Source organism: Streptomyces sp. 15-116A, assembly GCF_025290915.1.
Taxonomy (GTDB): Bacteria; Actinomycetota; Actinomycetes; order Streptomycetales; family Streptomycetaceae; genus Streptomyces.
Genome location: NZ_JAOCQE010000542.1, coordinates 1 through 1,274 on the forward strand (window position 1 = coordinate 1; position 1,274 = coordinate 1,274).

Consider the following 1,274-nt stretch of genomic DNA (forward strand, 5'->3'; position numbering starts at 1 on the left):
CGGCGCTGTCCGCCCGCTCGCCTGGCGCCGACGTGTCCGCAGCTTCGTCGTGCGCGCCGCCGGCGCTGCCCGCCCCCACGCCCGCCGCCGACGCCTCCGCAGGACCCTCGGGCGTGTCCCCGGTGTTCCCCGGCTCTGCATCCGCCGGCGCGGCGTCCTCGGCCCCCTGGGGCGCGTCCCCGCCTGTCACCCCCCGTACCGACAGCACCCGCGTCGCCGTGTCCGGCTTTCCGCGAGCCCCGGAGGGGGTCTCGCGGGCGACTGCCAGGCGGGGGTCCCGGGGCTCCGTGCCGTTCCTCGCCTCGGGAACCGGGCCCGCGCTCCCCGACGTCGTTCCTGCCGACGACTCGCGCTGCTTCGACCTGTCGGGGGACTCGCCCGCCACCGATGCCTCCTCCATGTACCGAACCGTGAACCGCCGCCGCCCGAGACACCGCCTCGCAGCGCTGTCCGAACCATGTACCAGTGTCCTGTGTGCGGCCCTACCCCACGCGGTAGACGAGAACGACATACCTACCGGTTCCCTCACGAACCGGTCACGCACCCTCGACAGACCAATGTGAGAGGGGTCACCCTGTCATTCATCCACGCGGGGAGGCATGGATGGGCAGGAGCCGCAGAACACTTCCGGAGGAGCTTCTGCTGCTGGCACTGGACCCGGCCACGGGTACCACTGCACAGCCGCAGTCGCTCGACCTCGGTCTGGCCGGAGCACAGCTAGTGGAGCTGGCGCTGGCCGGACGGATAGCCCCAGACGGGGATCGTATCGCCGTGGTGGTACCACGGCCGACAGGAGATCCGACACTGGACTGCGCACTGGAGTTGCTGCGAAGGCGCGGCGCCCCGGTACGCGCCGTCCACTGGATCGGCGGGCCGCGTCTCGGGCTCCGCCAGACCTACCTCTCGCATCTGGAGCGGTGCGGCATGGTGCACGCCGTGGCCGGACAGATGTGCGGGGTGCTGCCGACGACTCGCTACCAGGCGACGGACACCGAGATCAGCCGGGAGATCAGGGCCCGGCTGGACTCCGCGATCCGCACCGGCGTACCGCCGGACCCGCGGACCGCGGCGCTCGCCGCACTGGCGCACGCGGTCGGTCTCGGCAAGCACCTGTACCCGGGGAACGAGGGACGCTCGTCCCGCTCCCGGCTACGGGACCTGATCCGGCACGACCCGATGGGCGGCCTCGTGGCACACGCCGTGATGGACGTCCAGAACGGCGTGGCGGCGCAGCCGCGCCGCAGTGCCGCCACGGCGGGCCGCCAGGCCGGTCC

At 72.9% G+C, this 1,274-nt stretch carries 1 protein-coding gene and 1 pseudogene; one reads left to right on the top strand and one right to left on the bottom strand.

What is annotated here, in order from left to right; genetic code table 11:
• A pseudogene (locus N4P33_RS35330) lies at nucleotides 1–400 on the bottom strand (D-alanyl-D-alanine carboxypeptidase); the annotation flags it as partial.
• Between the two features lie 203 nt (nucleotides 401–603).
• On the opposite strand from N4P33_RS35330, the gene N4P33_RS35335 reads away from it, so the two are divergent.
• The coding region (locus N4P33_RS35335; RefSeq protein WP_260831002.1) for a GPP34 family phosphoprotein at nucleotides 604–1,274 on the top strand (671 nt) is incomplete at its 3' end.